The sequence below is a fragment of the Streptomyces sp. NPDC001220 genome (genome assembly GCF_053597895.1).
The window spans coordinates 269,437-285,441 of the sequence record NZ_JBSFJE010000007.1; the positions used below are offsets into that span (position 1 = coordinate 269,437).

The following is a 16,005-nucleotide window of genomic DNA, read 5'->3' on the forward strand; positions in this document are numbered from 1 at the left end:
TCAGGGCTATAGAAGCACGGAGCGTGACGTCAGCGGCGCGACATGTAGATGTCGAGCGCCTTGTGGAGCAGCTTGTTCAGCGGGAAGTCCCATTCGCCGAGGTATTCGGCGGCCTGGCCGCCGGTGCCCACCTTGAACTGGATGAGGCCGAAGAGGTGATCCGTCTCGTCCAGCGAGTCCGAGATGCCACGCAGGTCGTAGACGGTGGCGCCGAGCGCGTAGGCGTCGCGCAGCATCCGCCACTGCATGGCGTTGGACGGGCGCACCTCGCGGCCGATGTTGTCGGAGGCACCGTAGGAGTACCAGACGTGTCCGCCGACGATCAGCATGGTCGCCGCGGACAGGTTCACCCCGTTGTGCTGGGCGAAGTAGAGCCGCATCCGGTTGGGGTCCTCGGTGTTGAGGGCCGTCCACATGCGCTGGAAGTACGACAGCGGGCGCGGCCGGAAGTGGTCGCGCACGGCCGTGATCTCGTACAGCCGCTGCCACTCCTCGAGGTCCTGGTAGCCGCCCTGGACGACCTCGACGCCGGCCTTCTCGGCCTTCTTGATGTTGCGCCGCCACAGCTGGTTGAAGTTCTTGTGGACCTCTTCCAGGGAACGGTTCGCCAGCGGCACCTGGTAGACGTAGCGCGGCTGCACGTCACCGAAGCCGGCGCCGCCGTCCTCGCCCTGCTGCCAGCCCATGCGGCGCAGCTTGTCGGCCACCTCGAAGGCGCGCGGTTCGATGAAGTCGGCCTCGATGTCGCGCAGGCGCTTCACGTCCGGGTTCTGGATGCCGGCCTTGATGGAGTTGGCTTCCCAGCGCCGGATGATCACCGGCGGGCCCATCTTCACGGAGAACGCGCCCTGCTGCTTGAGGTGGGCCAGCATCGGCTGGATCCACTCGTCGAGATTCGGCGCGAACCAGTTGATGACCGGGCCCTCGGGGAGGTACGCGAGGTAGCGCTTGATCTTGGGCAGCTGGCGGTACAGCACCAGGCCCGCGCCGACCATCTCGCCGGTGCGGTCGTCGAACCAGCCGAGGTTCTCCGAACGCCACTCCGCCTTGACATCTGCCCAGGCCGGGACCTGCATGTGGCTGGCCGCCGGCAGGCTCTGGATGTATGCCAGATGCTGTTCGCGGCTGATGGTCCGCAGGGTCAGGCTCATGTCGGGGCGCTCCTCGGGCTGGTGTGTCCCCATGGGTACAGGGGCTCCGGCTCTCGCGCCGAAGCCTACTGCGCCTTGCTCGCGGCCTGACTGGGCGTACACCACCTACGCCCCGGCTCCGGTGCGGCCGGGGCGTCGCGCGGTGGTACGGAGGGGTTCGGAGGCCTATCCGAACAGGCCGCCGTGTGCCATACCGATGAAGAAGCCGATGCCCGCGGCACCGAGACCCAGGATCAGACCGAAGCGCTCGCGCGTGGTGATCGAGACCCACTGCCCGAACAGGCCGGTGCAGATGCCGATCAGACCGGTCCAGGAGCTGAGCAGGTGCAGGCTGTGGAAGAACGACGTGATGAAGGCGATCAGTCCGAGCGCCAGCGTCACGGCCATCAGGGAGTCCTGGAGCGGATGGGTCTTGCCGTCGGTGGCGAACAGGGAACCGGCGGTGTTGGGTCGCAATGCCTGTGCCATAGGGCACCTCCTGCGGAAGGCGGCGCATCGTAGCGCCGTACACACCCGATGGGTACAGATTGAGGGGCCCGGCGGTCGGATTTCAACCGGAAGCAGGTGTGCGGGTAGTCTGTACCGTCTGCACCGGTGTCTGCCCAGGCCCGCGGCTGGGGTTCCCGAGGGAAGCCCCCCGCATGTCAGTGGCGGCCGATACCGTTGCGTACGCATCACAACCCTCCTGCCACGGAACGACCGTGGCCGCTGAGTCCAAAGGAGGTGGGTTCCACATGCGTCACTACGAGGTGATGGTCATCCTCGACCCCGATCTGGAGGAGCGCGCTGTCGCCCCCCTGATCGAGAACTTCCTCTCCGTCGTCCGCGAGGGCAACGGCAAGGTGGAGAAGGTCGACACCTGGGGCCGTCGTCGTCTCTCGTACGAGATCAAGAAGAAGCCCGAGGGCATCTACTCGGTCATCGACCTGCAGGCCGAGCCTGCGGTCGTGAAGGAGCTCGACCGCCAGATGAACCTGAACGAGTCGGTCCTCCGGACCAAGGTCCTCCGTCCCGAGACCCACTGAGCTCCCAGCTCAGCTGATCTCGGGTTTCGAGTAGCAGCAAGCAGCCAGCAGCAAACCCGCCGAGAGGTTCCCCCATGGCAGGCGAGACCGTCATCACGGTCGTCGGCAATCTTGTCGATGACCCCGAGCTGCGCTTCACCCCGTCCGGTGCGGCGGTCGCGAAGTTCCGCGTCGCGTCCACTCCCCGCACCTTCGACCGCCAGACGAACGAGTGGAAGGACGGCGAAAGCCTCTTTCTGACCTGCTCGGTCTGGCGTCAGGCGGCGGAGAACGTCGCCGAGTCGCTCCAGCGAGGCATGCGCGTCATCGTGCAGGGCCGGCTGAAGCAGCGGTCCTACGAGGACCGTGAGGGTGTCAAGCGCACGGTCTACGAGCTGGACGTCGAGGAAGTCGGCGCCAGCCTGCGGAGCGCCACGGCCAAGGTCACCAAGACCGCCGGTGGTGGCGGCCGCGGTGGCCAGGGTGGCGGTTTCGGCGGCGGTGGCGGCCAGGGTGGCGGCAGCTGGGGCGGCGGCTCCGGCGGCGGCCAGCAGGGCGGCGCTCCCAACGACGACCCCTGGGCCTCCGGCGCTCCCGCCGGTGGCGGCAACCAGGGTGGCGGCGGTTGGGGCGGCGGCTCCGGCGGCAGCGGCGGTGGCGGCGGCTACTCGGACGAGCCCCCCTTCTAAGGGCAACGGGCTCGCATCCCCACTTCTTGATCACACAGGAGAAACACCATGGCGAAGCCGCCTGTGCGCAAGCCTAAGAAGAAGGTCTGCGCGTTCTGCAAGGACAAGGTCCAGTACGTGGACTACAAGGACACGAACATGCTGCGGAAGTTCATTTCCGACCGCGGCAAGATCCGTGCCCGCCGCGTGACCGGCAACTGCACGCAGCACCAGCGTGACGTCGCCACGGCAGTCAAGAACAGCCGTGAGATGGCGCTGCTGCCCTACACGTCCACCGCGCGATAAGGGAAGGGTGACCGACACATGAAGATCATCCTCACCCACGAGGTCTCTGGCCTCGGTGCCGCCGGCGACGTCGTCGACGTCAAGGACGGCTACGCTCGCAACTACCTGATCCCGCGGAAGTTCGCTATCCGCTGGACCAAGGGTGGCGAGAAGGACGTCGAGCAGATCCGTCGTGCTCGCAAGATCCACGAGATCCAGACCATCGAGCAGGCCAACTCCGTGAAGGCCCAGCTCGAGGGCGTCAAGGTCCGTCTGGCCGTCCGCTCCGGCGACGCCGGTCGTCTCTTCGGTTCCGTCACCCCGGCCGACGTCGCCTCGGCGATCAAGGCTTCCGGTGGCCCCGAGGTCGACAAGCGCCGCATCGAGCTGGGCTCGCCGATCAAGACGCTGGGCGCCCACGAGACGTTCGTGCGTCTGCACCCCGAGGTTGCCGCCAAGGTCAACATCGAGGTCGTCGCGGCCTGAGGCCACGCTCGGACTGAGCAGTAGCTGAAGGGGCCGTACCCGTGAGGGTGCGGCCCCTTTGGTCTGCCGACGACGCGGCGGTGCGACGGGTGTTTCACGTGAAACGTGGCGGCTCGCGCTGTTTCACGTTTCACGTGAAACAGCCGGGGGTCGGTGACGGTCAGCGCGTTGCGCCGGTCACGATCCAGCGGCCCGAGCGGGTACGCAGCCAGAGGGTCAGCATCCGCGTGGCCATCATCAGGGTCATGGCTCCCCAGAGCGCCGTGAGCCCGCCGCCGAGGGCGGGGACCAGGAGCGCCACCGGGGTGAAGACTCCGAGGGTCACGACCATGGCCCCGGCGAGATACGGCCCGTCTCCTGCGCCCATCAGAACGCCGTCGAGGACGAAGACCACACCGGAGATCGGCTGGGAGACCGCCACGATGAGCAGCGCGGGCAGTGCGATGTCCTTCACGGTGGGGTCGCTGGTGAACACCGGCAGGAAGAGCGGTCGGGCAGCCACCACCAGCAGGCCCAGGATGACCCCGGTGGCGATGCCCCACTGGACCATGCGTCGGCAGGCCTCACGAGCGCCGGCGGTGTCCCCCGCCCCGAGATAGCGGCCGATGATGGCCTGCCCGGCGATCGCTATCGCGTCCAGGGCGAAGGCCAGCAGGCTCCACAGCGACAGCACGATCTGGTGGGCGGCGATGTCGGCATCGCCCAGCCGGGCGGCCACGGCCGTGGCGATCATGAGGATGGCTCGCAGCGAGAGCGTCCGGACGAGCAGAGGCGCGCCGGCCTGTGCCGAGGCTCGTATCCCGGCGGCGTCAGGGCGAAGGGACGCTCCGTGCCTCCGGGCTCCCCGTACGACGACGGTCAGATAGACGGCCGCCATCCCGCACTGGGCGATGACGGTGCCCCAGGCAGAGCCTGCGATACCCAGTCCGGCGCCGTAGACGAGTCCGGCGTTCAGGCCGGCGTTGGCGACGAAGCCCGCGACGGCGACGTACAACGGGGTTCGGGTGTCCTGGAGGCCGCGCAGGACGCCGGTGGCGGCGAGCACCATCAGCATGGCCGGGATACCCAGTGAGGAGATCCTGAGGTAGGTCGTCGCGTAGGGTGCCGCGGTGGCCGAGGCTCCGAAGAGGTCCACGATGCCGGGTGCCAGCGGCAGAGTGACGGCGATGACGCCGGCACCGAGCAGCAGCGCCAGCCAGATACCGTCCATGCCCTGGCGGATGGCTTCCTGGAGATCGCCGGCTCCGACCCTGCGGGCGACGGCCGCCGTGGTGGCGTAGGCGAGAAAGACGAAGACGCTCACGGCGGTGGTGAGGAGCGCCGAGGCGACGCCGAGACCGGCGAGCTGTGCGGTGCCGAGATGGCCGACGATCGCGCTGTCGGCCATGACGAAAAGCGGCTCGGCGACGAGTGCGCCGAAGGCCGGGACTGCCAGTGCGAGGATCTCTCGGTCGTGCCGCCGTCGGGTGGCCTCGGGGATCGCGGGAGCCTGTGACATGGGCGCTAATGTAATCGTCCACAGGTAAGAGATGCAATTGCTCGCTGACCCTTACCGAAGCCTGTGCGGGCCATGCTTTCGCGCATCGTTCGAAGCGATCTTGATCCGACTGGGAAAGTTTTTCTTCTGCACAGCCGGTGGACGGCAAAGATGCAGGTCAGAGGCGACTGCAGAGAGAGATCGAGGGCTTGTTCACAGGGCTGTCCACCGCGTCGTGCACAGGTTTTGGTGGGTTCTCCACAGCATACGGGCCGTCGTCCACATGGCCTGTGGATAACCAGATTGGCTGACGGTGCCCGCGGGCCTACCGTGGTCCGGCGCGCACTCCTCCTTATGGCCTCGGAAACCTCACAAAACCGACGTGCCCAGAACCGGAATGGGGCGCCTTGGTTTGTCAGTGCCGTGCCGTAGAAATGAGGCCACGGCGAGGTCCGCCGGGCGGACGGGAGGAGGTGGCTCGGTGAGCATTTCCGAGCCTTTGGACGATCCGTGGGCCGAGGCCGGTCCCAGTGATCGTCTGCCCGCCTCCCGTGGACGCGGCGAGGGCGGCCGAGGCCGGGACGACCGGCACGACCGGGGCCGGGACAGCGGCGAGTGGGACGGCGGAGGTACCACCTTCGAGCGGGTCCCCCCGCAGGACCTCGACGCCGAGCAGTCCGTGCTCGGCGGCATGCTGCTGTCCAAGGACGCCATCGCCGATGTCGTCGAGATCCTCAAGGGCCACGACTTCTACAAGCCCGCCCACGAGACGATCTACCAGGCGATCCTCGACATCTATGCCAAGGGCGAGCCGGCCGACCCCATCACCATCGCCGCCGAGCTCACCAAGCGCGGCGAGATCAACAAGGTCGGCGGGGCCGCCTATCTGCACACCCTCGTCCAGACGGTGCCGACGGCGGCGAACGCCGAGTACTACGCGGAGATCGTCCACGAGCGGGCCGTGCTGCGCCGTCTTGTCGAGGCCGGGACACGCATCACCCAGATGGGATACGCGGCCGACGGCGACGTCGACGAGATCGTCAACAGCGCCCAGGCGGAGATCTACGCGGTCACCGAGCAGCGGACCAGCGAGGACTACCTGCCGCTCGGCGACATCATGGAGGGCGCCCTCGACGAGATCGAGGCGATCGGCTCCCGCACCGGGGAGATGACCGGTGTGCCCACCGGCTTCACGGACCTGGACTCGCTCACCAACGGCCTGCACCCGGGCCAGATGATCGTCATCGCCGCCCGACCCGCCATGGGTAAGTCCACCCTCGCGCTGGACTTCGCCCGGGCCGCGTCGATCAAGAACAACCTGCCCAGCGTCATCTTCTCCCTCGAAATGGGCCGCAACGAGATCGCGATGCGTCTGCTGTCCGCCGAGGCCCGGGTCGCCCTGCACCACATGCGCTCCGGCACGATGACCGACGAGGACTGGACCCGGCTCGCCCGGAGGATGCCGGACGTCTCGGCCGCCCCGCTCTACATCGACGACTCCCCGAACCTGTCGATGATGGAGATCCGCGCCAAGTGCCGACGGCTCAAGCAGCGCAACGACATCAAGCTCGTGATCATCGACTATCTGCAGCTGATGCAGTCCGGGTCCAAGCGCTCCGAGAGCCGTCAGCAGGAGGTCTCGGACATGTCCCGAAACCTCAAGCTGCTGGCCAAGGAGCTGGAGGTCCCGGTGATCGCCCTCTCGCAGCTGAACCGTGGTCCCGAGCAGCGCACGGACAAGAAGCCGATGGTCTCCGACCTTCGTGAGTCCGGCTCCATCGAGCAGGACGCCGACATGGTCATCCTGCTCCACCGCGAGGACGCCTACGAGAAGGAGTCACCGCGCGCGGGCGAGGCGGACATCATCGTCGGCAAGCACCGAAACGGCCCGACCGCGACGATCACCGTGGCCTTCCAGGGTCACTACTCCCGCTTCGTGGACATGGCGCAGACCTGATCCACACCACGCAAATGAACTCGACGCAGGTCCGTCCACCGGGTGGACTGGGCGCATGACGACATTTCAGGAAGAGCTGCTGCCCGCCACCCGGCGGGCGCTGCTGCACCGGATCGCGGTCGCCCAGTCCGAGGGGCGGGCGCCGTCGCTGGTGGCTGCCGTCGTGCGCGGCGGGCGCGCCGTCTGGCACGGGGCACGGACCTCGGTGGACGGGCACGGGCCTGACGAGAACGTGCAGTACCGGATCGGCTCGATCACCAAGACGTTCACGGCCGTTCTGGTGCTCCGGCTGCGCGACGAAGGGCTGCTCGATCTCGGCGATCCACTGGAGAAGCATCTGCCGGGTACCGGCGCGGGGGAGGCGACGATCGCCGAACTCCTCGCGCACACGGGCGGGTTGGCGGCCGAGTCGCCCGCACCCTGGTGGGAGCGCACTCCGGGCTCGCTGCGCCCGGAGCTCAGTGATGTCCTCGGCGAACAGCCCCTCCTGCACCCCGTCGGCCGTCGGCACCACTACTCCAACCCCGGCTACACCCTGCTCGGCGCCCTGGTCGAGGAACTCCGCGGTGCCCCCTGGGAGGAGGTGCTCCGGCGGGAGGTGCTCGAACCGCTGGGCCTCGACCGCACGAGCGCCCAACCGCGGGCGCCGCACGCGGGCGGCTGGGCGGTGCATCCCTGGGCCGACGCGATGCTCCCGGAGCCGCTGGAGGATCTCGGCCGAATGGCGCCGGCAGGACAGCTCTGGTCGACGACCGATGACCTGGCCCGCTTCGCCGTGTTCCTGGCGGCCGGCGACGACCGGGTCCTGAGCACGGAGTCCGTACGGGAGATGCGCATTCCGGCGGCTCCTGCCGAGCCCGCCGATGTGCTGGACGGCGCCACCTACGGACTCGGTCTTCAGGTCCAGCGCCGCGACGGCCGGCTGCTGATCGGGCACTCCGGCTCGCTGCCCGGTTTTCTGGCCAGTCTCACCCTCAGCGTGGACGAGGACGTGGCGGCCGTGGTGCTCGCGAACTGCACCTCGGGCCCGCTGCTGTCCGCCGTCGGCGCCGACCTCGTCCGCATCGTCGCGGACGCCGAGCCGCGCATTCCCGAGCCATGGCGGCCCCTGGCTCGGGTCGAGCCGTCCGTTCTGGAGTTGGCGGGCCAGTGGTACTGGGGTACGCACCCCTTCGCGCTGCGGGTGACGGCCGACGGACTGGTCTCGCTGGGGCCGCTGTCGGGTACCGGCCGCCGTGCGCGCTTCCGGGCCAACGGTGACGGCACCTGGACCGGCCTTGAGGGCTACTACGCCGGAGAGCTTCTACGGCCCGTACGGCGGCCGGACGGCGCTGTGAGCCACCTGGACCTCGGTTCGTTCGTCTTCACGCGTCAGCCGTACGAGGAGACGGCTCCTGTCCCCGGTGGAGTGGACCCCGAGGGGTGGCGGGGGATCGGCTAGACGAGCCGGGGGTGGTGTTTCACGTGAAACACCACCCCCGGAACGGGTGCAGCATCAGCGCCTGATGGTCAGATCTCGAGCTTGAAGCCGACGTGCGAGCCGGTGAAACCGAGCCGCTCATAGAAGCGGTGGGCGTCGGTGCGTGACGCGTCCGAGGTCAGCTGGACCAACTGGCAGCCCTGACGGCGGGATTCCTCGATCGCCCACTCGATGAACCGGGTGCCCAGCCCGCTGCCACGCTCGTCCGCGTGGATGCGTACGGCCTCGATGATCGACCGGGTGGCGCCGCGCCTCGACAGCCCGGGGATGATCGTCAACTGGAGCGTGCCGACGACCCGGCCCTCACGTACGGCGACCACCAGCTGCTGGTTGGGGTCGGCGCTGAGCCGCTCCAGGGCGCCGAGATAGGGCGTCAGGTCGTCCGGCGATTCCCGCCGGGCGCCCAGCGGGTCGTCGGCGAGCATGCCGACGATGGCCGGGATGTCGTCGGCGACCGCGGCACGTATGTCAAGATCTCCCATGCCCGCAGCCTATGCGGGCGCGTTCAGCGATTCCACGACCCGCACCAGGGGAGCCAGCTCCGGGTTCCTGGCCGCCTCGTCCAGTGCCTCGCGCAGTGCGGTGTCATTGGTGGGGCGAGCCTCTTCGAGCAGCCGCAGCCCCGCCTCGGTGACGTTCGTGTAGATGCCGCGTCGGTCGGTCGGGCAGAGGTAGCGCTCCAGGAGGCCCCGGTCTTCGAGGCGGGTCACCAGCCGGGTGGTGGCGCTCTGGCTGAGGACGACGGCGTCGGCGACCTGCTTCATCTGCAGGTGGCCCCCTTCGTCGTCGTGCTGTCGGCTGAGGACATCCAGCAGGGAGTATTCGCGCACGCTCAGGTCGTGCTTCCCCTGGAGGGCGCGCTCGATGTGCGCCTCGATCCTCCCGTGGAGCAGGGAGAGAGCGCACCAGCCCTGGGCAAGGGCGGTGAGCGCGGGGTCTGTCGCTGTCATTGGCGTGATCCTCCGTCCCGGAGCGGCTGACACCAGGATAGAGCAGGTTCGCAATATCCAGCGGTTGCAAATAGCCCGCGTATGCAATTAATGTGAACGCACGCTAAGCGCACCTGCAATCGTCTGGGAAGGTGTCCCCCATGCCTCTCGCGCTTCTGGCCCTCGCGATCGGGGCCTTCGGAATCGGAACGACCGAGTTCGTGATCATGGGCTTGCTGCCCGAGGTCGCGGGTGATTTCGGGGTCTCCATCCCCACCGCAGGCCTGCTGGTGACCGGCTACGCGCTCGGTGTGGTGACGGGCGCCCCGCTGATGACCGTCCTGGGCACCAAGGTCCCGCGCAAACGGATGCTGATGCTGCTGATGGGCTTGTTCATCGCGGGCAATCTGCTGTCCGCCGTCGCCCCTTCCTTCGCCGTCATGCTGATCGGCCGTGTGGTCGCCTCCCTCGCCCATGGCGCTTTCTTCGGCATCGGCTCGGTCGTGGCGGCCGAGCTGGTCGCCCCGAGCAAGAAGGCCGGCGCCATCGCGATGATGTTCACCGGCCTCACCGTCGCCAACGTCGTCGGCGTCCCGCTCGGCACCCTGGTGGGACAGCACGTCGGCTGGCGTGTCACCTTCGGCATCGTCGCCGCCCTCGGCGTCGTCGGCCTGGCCGGCATTGCCAAGCTGGTACCCGAGCTGCCCAAGCCGGAAGGGGTGCGCCTGCGGCACGAGCTGGCCGCGTTCAAGAACACCCAGGTCCTGCTCGCCATGGCGATGACCGTGCTCGGTTTCGGCGGGGTCTTCGCGGCCATCACCTACATCGCACCGATGATGACCCATGTCGCCGGCTTCGCCGACGGCTCCGTCACCTGGCTGCTGGTCCTGTTCGGCCTCGGCATGGTCGGCGGCAACCTGGTCGGCGGCAAGTTCGCCGACCGCGCCCTGATGCCCATGCTGTACGTGTCGCTGGGCGCCCTGGCCGTCGTCCTCGCCCTCTTCACGGTCACCGCGCACCACAAGATCGCGGCCGCCGTGACCGTCGCCCTGATCGGCGCCCTGGGCTTCGCGACCGTCCCACCGCTGCAGAAGCGCGTCCTCGACCAGGCGCACGGCGCCCCCACTCTGGCCTCGGCCGTGAACATCGGCGCCTTCAATCTCGGCAATGCCCTGTCCGCCTGGCTCGGCGGCATCGTGATCGCCGCGGGCTTCGGCTATACCTCCCCCAACTGGGTCGGCGCCGCCCTCGCCGCGGCCGCCCTGCTCCTCGCCTTCCTCTCGGCCGCGCTGGAGCGCCGTGACAGCGCCCCGAGTGCCGGGGCCGCCGGCGGTATGCCCGTAGCGCAGCGGGAGTCGGTCCACCACTGAGACGGCCGCAAGGCCGCGGTCGCGGGTCCGACACCGACCGACCTCGTCGACGCCGTCCAGCCCGGTGGCCGGCGTTCGCCGTACCGGTGGATCCTCAGCCCGCCGCCACCGTCAGTGGCGCGAACCGCCGCGTCCAGTCTCCCGGCAGCTCCGTGATGCCGTAGGTCATCACGGAGTTCATGGCGACGGAGGCCAGCCCGCGCTCCTTCGCCCATGCCAGCAGTTCCTCGTGCCGGACGTCGATGTCGGTGCGGAGCGGGCGGTCGGTGTGGGCGGCGAGCGAGGCGATGAGGGACTTCGCCGTCTCCGTGTCGCGGGCGATCAGCGGCCCGACTACATGGGTGTCCATGTTGGGCCACGCGGCCGCATAGCCGACGACCTGGCCGCCGTCCACGGCCACCCGCAGCTGGTCCGAGAACGCGGGCAGGCGGGCGATGAGAGGCGTGCGGTCGGTACCGAACGCCTCCTCGTCCAGCCGCAGGATGGAACCGAGGTCCTCGGCCGCGGCCGCCCGTGTCGCCACCCGAAGCTCGGGGCCGCCCGGAGTGAAGGGTCCGGTCAGCATCTCCGAGCGCCCCGTTGTCTTGAACCCCAGTTCCTCGTAGAGCGGACGGCCGTACGGCGTCGCGTACAGCGTCAGGGGAGTCGTCCCCATCGCTGAGACCAGGTGGCGCATCAGCCGGCGCCCGACACCCTGACGGGCATGTCGTGCGGCGACCAGGACCATGCCGATCGCGCCGAGATCCGGGCGTTCCCCCGAGCCGTACTCCGTGATGACGCAGGCGGCGACCAGGCCTCCGCCGGGGTCGTCGATGCCGTATCCCTTTCCGGCTGTGAGGAGCAGGCGCCACTTGTGTTCCTCGCGCGGCCACCCCCGATCCTCGGACAAGTCGGCGCAGGCGGTGAGATCGCGTGGCGTCAGTCGGCGAATGGGCAGTGAGGCGACGGAAGGCGTGGGCACGCAGGTCAGGCTTTCCGACCGGCACCCGTGGCGTCCACCTGTTTCCAGGTAGACGCACGCTCTTTTGGCCATGCCGTAGCCCCGATCACAGCCCCCGGACAGACGGGGGACGTTTCACGTGAAACATCGCCCCTTCGCTCGCCGCTGCCCGAGACCTCCCCGGCGAGCGGTGATCCCTTCCCACTAGCCTCGGAGCCATGGCGCGACTTCATCTCTTCGATCTCGACGGCACATTGCTGCACGGCACCTCCGCCCCCGTCGAGATCTCCCGTCAACTCGGCTTGGAAGCGCAGACGGTGGAGCTTGACCGGGCGATTTCAGCAGGGCGGATAGCCCCGTCGGAGTACGCGGCGCGCGTGTACTCCCTCTGGGCCGAGCTGACCGACGCGCATGTGACCGCGGCATTCGACGCAGCACCTTGGCTGGCTCGTATCCGGGATGTCTGGGCCGAGATCAGGGCAGCCGGCGAGTATTGCGCCGTGGTCTCGCTCTCGCCCTCGTTCTTCGTGGAGCGCCTACTGGACTGGGGAGCCCATGCTGCCTTCGGCTCGCGCTTCCCGGCGGTGCCCTTCGTCGAGCCGGTGGATCCGGCGGGCATCCTTGATCCGGCGGCCAAGGTGACCATCGCGGACCGCCTGTGCGAGGAGTTCGGGGTCGGCCGGGCGGACTGTGTCGCCTACGGGGATTCGGTGTCGGACAGGGAGTTGTTCGCCGTGGTTCCGGTGTCCGTGGCGGTCAACGCGGACGGACATCTCGCCGGTCTCGCGACGTACTCCTACACGGGCCGGGATCTATGGGATGCCTATGAATTGGCTCGTGGCGTCAGGTAGTTGAAGGGACCTTGTGGTTCGCCCGTTGTTGGATTGGTGGGGGAGACAGGGGGGACTTGTGTGCAGAGCGACGGCCGGTAGGGTCGACTCCGGTTCCCGTCCGGGATGAGACGCCCCGCCGGGAGTGACTGCGGTCCGTGTCACACTTTCGCCTTACTTGTCCGTACGCGGAGGAAGCGCGGGTTCAATGTGGCCGTGTCGGCCACAGGCCGGACCGGGAAAAGCCAGCCGTCAACGGGGGAACACAAGCACCTTCCGAGTGAAGTGCGCAGACCGACCGAAAGATGTTCGAGGCGAGGCACACCATGGATGCTCCGACCACCACGTCGGCGGGCAACGACGGGGCCGGCGGAAGCAGCTGGTTCACGTCCCCCAGCAACACCCCGGTCGAGCCCGCCGCGGAACATCCGGTCGCGGCGCCGGGTGAAGGGCGGGAAACGCCCCAGAGCCGCCCTCCCGCGTCCGGAGAGGCCCGGGAGCGAATACGGCCGCCGGAGGAGCCCGCCCGCCTCCAGAACCCCGCCCAGGCTCCCCCCGCCGGGCAGCACGCGGCCTCCCGGCCCCACACCCCCACGGCCGGACAGCCGGTGCCCCCCGCGTTCGAACAGCGCGTCCCGCCACAGCGCGCCGCACAGCCGAGTACGGACGCCTCCCCGGACGCGATGCGCATCCGCGGCACCATGGCCGAGGTCGGTCCGATAGCCGACAAGGTCACCTCGTACTTCTACGCCCTGCTCTTCGTGCGCCATCCCGAACTGCGATCACTGTTCCCGGCCGCCATGGACACCCAGCGGGACCGGCTGCTGAAGGCACTGCTCACCGCGGCCGAGCACATCGACAACACGCCCGTCCTGGTCGAGTACCTCCAGAACCTGGGCCGCGGCCACCGCAAGTACGGCACCCGCCCGGAGCACTACCCGGCGGTCGGCGAGTGCCTCATCGGCGCGTTGAGCAAGTACGCCTCGGGCATCTGGGACCCGGAGACGGAGGCGGCCTGGGTGCGGGCGTACACGACGATGTCCCAGGTGATGATCGACGCGGCGTCGGTGGACGAACTGCGCGCACCGGCCTGGTGGCATGCGCAGGTCGTCGCCCACGACCTCAGGACCGCGGACGTCGCGGTGCTCACGGTCCGCCCGGACCAGCCGTACCCCTTCCTCGCGGGGCAGTACGCGAGCATGGAGACGCCTTGGTGGCCGCGGGTCTGGCGGCACTACTCCTTCGCCTCCGCCCCTCGCTCGGACGGGCTGCTGACGTTCCATGTGAAGGCCGTTCCGGCGGGCTGGGTCTCCAACGCGCTGGTGCACCGTGCCCGCCCCGGCGACGTCGTCCGTCTCGGTCCTGCGGTCGGCTCGATGACCGTCGACCACTCCAAGGACAACGGGCTGCTCTGTCTGGGCGGCGGCACCGGCATCGCCCCCATCAGGGCGCTGGTGGAGGACATCGCCGAGCGCGGCGCACGCCGCCCGGTCGAGGTGTTCTACGGCGCCCGTACCGACCACGACCTGTACGACATCGACACCCTGCTCCGGCTCCAGCAGAGCCATCCCTGGCTCTCGGTCCGCGCGGTCGTCGACCAGCAGGCGCATCTCCAGCTCCCCGACGCCATCCGCGCCTACGGTCCCTGGAGCGAGTACGACGCCTATCTCTCGGGACCGCCCGGCATGATCCGCAACGGTGTGCACGCCCTGCGGGACGTCGGCATCCCGGCGCGCCGCATCAGGCACGACTCGGTCGAGGAGCTGGTCGTGGTCGGTGACTGATCCGTCACCCCAGGTCGGGGGCGTGCATGGCCCGCACGCCCTCGATGTTCCCGTCCAGGTAGTGCCGAAGGGAGAGCGGCACGAGGTGTACGGAGGCGATCCCGACACGGGTGAAGGGAACGCGAACGATCTCGTACTCGCCGGCCGGCTCCTCGACTTCGGGGCCGTGCCGCAGGGCGGGGTCCATGGACTCCAGCCGGCAGACGAAGAAGTGCTGCACCTTCACACCGGTGGTGCTGCCGCTCTCGCCGATGTGTTCCACGGTGTCCACGAAGCAGGGCACCACATCGGTGATCTTGGCGCCGAGCTCCTCGTGCACCTCGCGGTGCAGGGCGTCGACGACAGTGGTGTCCTCTGGTTCGACCCCGCCACCGGGAGTGACCCAGTAGGGATCGACACCTGGCTTGGTGCGTTTGATCAGGATCAGGTCGTCGCCGTCCAGGAGAACGGCGCGTGCGGTGCGCTTGACCACGGGTCGGACGGTCATGGGAGAAATGTGGCCCAGCTGGTTCCACGTGAAACATCGCGAAGCCCCGCCGTACGGCTGTATCCCGTCAACCCCGCCTGATGAGCTCAGCCCCAGTCCACAGCCGCGTGGTGGAGCCACTCGTGTGCCCGTGCCACGTGCGGCATGGCGAGTGTGCCGGTCCGTACCACCAGGAAGTAGGTCCGCAGCGGGGGTACCGCGGGCTCGTGCAGCGCCATGACCTCGCCGCGGTCCAGGGCGGCCGTACACAGATAGCGGGGCAGTACGGCGAGGCCCGCGCCCGCGACCGCGCAGGCGAGGACGGCACGTAGGTCGGGCACGACGACCGTGCCGGAGGCGGCCGGCAGGGCGTCGAAGACGGAGCCCCAGTAGCGCGAGACGAAGGGCAGCGACTCGTGGACCTCGACGACGGGCAGGTTCTCCAGGACCGGAGCACCCTTGTCGCGTACCGTCCCGGTGCCGATCTCCTCGGCCCAGCGGGGAGCGGCGACCAGTACGTGCTCCTCGTCGCAGAGAGCGGTGGCGGTGAGCAGGGCGCCACGCGGCCGGGCCGTACTGATCGCCAGGTCGTGGTGCCCGGCGGACAGCCCCTCCAGGGTCTCCTCGGCGTTGCCGAAGGAGGCGCGCAGCGCGAATCCCTGGCCGTCGTCGCCGGCGAGCTCCGAAAGGGCGGGCAGCGCTCGCTCGGCGGTGAACTCGGGCGGGCCGGCGAGATGCAGGGTACGTACCGAGGAGTCGTCGTCGAGGCCGCGTTCCGCTATCTCCACGAGCGCGTCGAGGTGCGGGGCGGCCTTGTGGGCGAGTTCGTCGCCGATGGTCGTCGGGGTCACCCCACGGGCCTGCCGCAGGAAGAGCGGACGACCCAGCTGTCTTTCCAGAGTGCGGATCTGGGAGGTCACGGCCGGCTGCGAGAGCCCGAGCAGGGCCGCGGCGCGGGTGAAGGAGCCGGCCCGGTGCACGGTCACGAAGGTCCGTAGCAAGGCCAGGTCCATCGTTCACCCTTCTTTTCGCCCTGCCCCTCGCCGGCCCTCGGGGCAGGTCCCCAACTATAAATAAGTCGATAGGTCTCTGTCCCTACAGTGATTGGACACTGACGCAGAGTCAACTAGCCTTGGTCGCGCGGTTCTTGGCGCGCGAGAGCCGGGACGGTCCGAGCC

17 protein-coding genes are annotated in these 16,005 nt (G+C 68.9%); 9 read left to right on the forward strand and 8 right to left on the reverse strand.

Annotation, left to right across the window (positions count from 1 at the left end; genetic code table 11):
* Positions 1 to 29: 29 nt before the first annotated feature.
* Positions 30 to 1,151 (reverse strand): peptidoglycan bridge formation glycyltransferase FemX, encoded by a 1,122-nt coding sequence (femX, locus tag ACWDGI_RS19125; protein ID WP_450760450.1) that lies wholly within the window; start codon positions 1,149 to 1,151, stop codon positions 30 to 32.
* 165 nt (positions 1,152 to 1,316) lie between these two features.
* On the reverse strand, positions 1,317 to 1,619 hold the full coding sequence (locus ACWDGI_RS19130; protein ID WP_450760452.1) for a hypothetical protein: 303 nt from the start codon (positions 1,617 to 1,619) through the stop codon (positions 1,317 to 1,319).
* A gap of 266 nt (positions 1,620 to 1,885) precedes the next feature.
* Here ACWDGI_RS19130 and rpsF point away from each other — a divergent pair, with 266 nt between their 5' ends.
* The 4 genes from rpsF to rplI all read left to right on the forward strand — a co-directional run bounded on the left by rpsF (position 1,886) and on the right by rplI (position 3,594).
* Positions 1,886 to 2,176: a 30S ribosomal protein S6 gene (rpsF, locus tag ACWDGI_RS19135; protein ID WP_005482942.1), complete on the forward strand. Its 291-nt coding sequence runs from the start codon at positions 1,886 to 1,888 to the stop codon at positions 2,174 to 2,176.
* A 74-nt stretch (positions 2,177 to 2,250) separates the two neighbouring features.
* A complete protein-coding gene (locus ACWDGI_RS19140) occupies positions 2,251 to 2,844 on the forward strand; it encodes a single-stranded DNA-binding protein (protein ID WP_360480843.1) in 594 nt (197 codons plus the stop codon).
* A 48-nt stretch (positions 2,845 to 2,892) separates the two neighbouring features.
* Positions 2,893 to 3,129, forward strand: a complete 237-nt coding sequence (gene rpsR, locus ACWDGI_RS19145; protein WP_006381652.1) for a 30S ribosomal protein S18 — start codon at positions 2,893 to 2,895, stop codon at positions 3,127 to 3,129.
* A gap of 18 nt (positions 3,130 to 3,147) precedes the next feature.
* A complete protein-coding gene (gene rplI / locus ACWDGI_RS19150) occupies positions 3,148 to 3,594 on the forward strand; it encodes a 50S ribosomal protein L9 (protein ID WP_351934107.1) in 447 nt (148 codons plus the stop codon).
* 160 nt (positions 3,595 to 3,754) lie between these two features.
* Here rplI and ACWDGI_RS19155 read toward each other — a convergent pair whose 3' ends face one another.
* Positions 3,755 to 5,092 carry an MATE family efflux transporter gene (locus tag ACWDGI_RS19155; protein WP_450760455.1) on the reverse strand — a complete coding sequence of 446 codons (1,338 nt, stop codon included), beginning with the start codon at positions 5,090 to 5,092 and terminating at the stop codon, positions 3,755 to 3,757.
* Between the two features lie 460 nt (positions 5,093 to 5,552).
* Between ACWDGI_RS19155 and dnaB the strand changes: the two genes are divergently transcribed.
* Positions 5,553 to 7,028 (forward strand): replicative DNA helicase, encoded by a 1,476-nt coding sequence (gene dnaB, locus ACWDGI_RS19160; RefSeq protein WP_450760457.1) that lies wholly within the window; start codon positions 5,553 to 5,555, stop codon positions 7,026 to 7,028.
* Between the two features lie 55 nt (positions 7,029 to 7,083).
* Positions 7,084 to 8,469 (forward strand): serine hydrolase domain-containing protein, encoded by a 1,386-nt coding sequence (locus tag ACWDGI_RS19165; protein WP_450760459.1) that lies wholly within the window; start codon positions 7,084 to 7,086, stop codon positions 8,467 to 8,469.
* Between the two features lie 68 nt (positions 8,470 to 8,537).
* Here the strand turns inward: ACWDGI_RS19165 and ACWDGI_RS19170 are convergent, their stop codons facing one another.
* A complete protein-coding gene (locus ACWDGI_RS19170; protein ID WP_450760460.1) occupies positions 8,538 to 8,990 on the reverse strand; it encodes an N-acetyltransferase family protein in 453 nt (150 codons plus the stop codon).
* A 9-nt stretch (positions 8,991 to 8,999) separates the two neighbouring features.
* Positions 9,000 to 9,458 (reverse strand): MarR family winged helix-turn-helix transcriptional regulator, encoded by a 459-nt coding sequence (locus ACWDGI_RS19175; RefSeq protein WP_450760462.1) that lies wholly within the window; start codon positions 9,456 to 9,458, stop codon positions 9,000 to 9,002.
* Positions 9,459 to 9,598: 140 nt separating this feature from the next.
* Here ACWDGI_RS19175 and ACWDGI_RS19180 point away from each other — a divergent pair, with 140 nt between their 5' ends.
* The gene (locus ACWDGI_RS19180) at positions 9,599 to 10,807 is read left to right on the forward strand and encodes an MFS transporter (protein WP_450760464.1); all 1,209 of its coding nucleotides are present in this window, start codon (positions 9,599 to 9,601) and stop codon (positions 10,805 to 10,807) included.
* 94 nt (positions 10,808 to 10,901) lie between these two features.
* On the opposite strand, the gene ACWDGI_RS19185 is transcribed toward ACWDGI_RS19180, so the two are convergent.
* Entirely contained in the window at positions 10,902 to 11,768 is an 867-nt protein-coding gene (locus ACWDGI_RS19185) for a GNAT family N-acetyltransferase (RefSeq protein WP_450760466.1), read from the reverse strand.
* A 197-nt stretch (positions 11,769 to 11,965) separates the two neighbouring features.
* Between ACWDGI_RS19185 and ACWDGI_RS19190 the strand changes: the two genes are divergently transcribed.
* Both ACWDGI_RS19190 and ACWDGI_RS19195 read left to right on the forward strand, forming a co-directional pair.
* A complete protein-coding gene (locus ACWDGI_RS19190) occupies positions 11,966 to 12,598 on the forward strand; it encodes an HAD family hydrolase (protein ID WP_450760468.1) in 633 nt (210 codons plus the stop codon).
* Between the two features lie 284 nt (positions 12,599 to 12,882).
* The gene (locus ACWDGI_RS19195; protein ID WP_450760470.1) at positions 12,883 to 14,361 is read left to right on the forward strand and encodes a globin domain-containing protein; all 1,479 of its coding nucleotides are present in this window, start codon (positions 12,883 to 12,885) and stop codon (positions 14,359 to 14,361) included.
* A 4-nt stretch (positions 14,362 to 14,365) separates the two neighbouring features.
* On the opposite strand, the gene ACWDGI_RS19200 is transcribed toward ACWDGI_RS19195, so the two are convergent.
* Together ACWDGI_RS19200 and ACWDGI_RS19205 are read right to left on the reverse strand one after the other, a co-directional pair.
* On the reverse strand, positions 14,366 to 14,848 hold the full coding sequence (locus ACWDGI_RS19200; RefSeq protein ID WP_450760472.1) for an NUDIX domain-containing protein: 483 nt from the start codon (positions 14,846 to 14,848) through the stop codon (positions 14,366 to 14,368).
* A gap of 86 nt (positions 14,849 to 14,934) precedes the next feature.
* Complete coding sequence (locus ACWDGI_RS19205) at positions 14,935 to 15,840, reverse strand: LysR family transcriptional regulator (RefSeq protein WP_450760474.1); 906 nt, start codon at positions 15,838 to 15,840, stop codon at positions 14,935 to 14,937.
* Between the last annotated feature and the right edge of the window lie 165 nt (positions 15,841 to 16,005).